Raw genomic sequence first — 1,047 nt, 5'->3', positions numbered from 1 at the left:
TGATAACGTTATCTGTTGCAACTGCACGTGAAGACTGTGCAGCATCCGAAACCATCTTCAGCGCTTCATTAGAAAGTTCTGAAAGATCAAGATTAGCAAAGTCAGATACCGTCATGCCTTTGACAGCAGTAGCAAAAGTAGTACGCTGGGTATCCAACTCGCCGTTTGCCTTATCAAGAGCTGTTTTTGCAGTACCCATTGCTGTTGCATCACCTGCGGCTTTAGCTGTTTCATAGTCAGCCTGTGCGGTTGCTACAGCACCAATTTTTGTCTGTAAATCAGTGTTTGCTTTATCAAGATCCGCTTGTGCAACCTTGGTACCGAAGACAGATGTCAACACACCCTTGGTCAGATCGAAAGTACCATCGCCATTGTTGGTTGCGAAGTTGAGGTTTGCCCCACCAACATCAATCATATCAACATAAACGTTGGAGCCTTCACGACGATATGCACCGGCAACCTGTGTTGTGCCGCCACCATTGCCGAGAATGTTCTTTTCTGCCAAAGAAGCCGAATAAACAGACGACTGAATGTTGTTCATGTTGGCTTTGATGTCTGCCTGGATTTTCTTGACGTCGCCTTCGCCTTTTTCATAGTTGGTCATAAGCGACTTCGAGATGTTATCCAGATTGGTCTTGCTCTGATCAACTGTTGCGTTTGCAACGTCGATCTGGCTCTTACCCAAAGCCATTGCATCGGAAACCGCACTCAAAGTGTTACGGTCAGAACGCATGGCCGAAGAAATTGACCAATAAGCAGTATTGTCAGAAGCTTCATTGATACGCATGCCGGTTGAAACACGACGCTGCGTTGTATCCATGTTATCGCCAATTGAACGCAAAGTTTGCAAAGCATTCATAGCGGATTGGTTTGTAAGAAGACTAGTACCCATAATCGTTGTCCCTTTAAAGAAAAAATGGAGAGGGACATGCTGGCTGACCCAGCAGGTAACAGAACGACTTCATGTCTGTTAGATCAAACATCTAACCTGTTACAGTCTCTTAATACCACATCCTCCCAAATTGTAAAGTTCTTTCAACAAAAAAA

General features: G+C 44.7%; 1 protein-coding gene. It reads right to left on the bottom strand.

Going from position 1 to position 1,047, the window contains the following annotated elements; all coding sequences use genetic code 11:
• Window positions 1-892: flagellin N-terminal helical domain-containing protein (locus tag ACYSNS_RS14535; protein WP_461723896.1), on the bottom strand; the 892-nt coding region annotated here is incomplete at its 3' end.
• Between the last annotated feature and the right edge of the window lie 155 nt (window positions 893-1,047).

This window comes from Bartonella sp. LJL80, from assembly GCF_054871565.1.
Note: the sequence above shows the minus strand (reverse complement) of the source record. Positions and strands in the feature narration are given on the sequence as shown.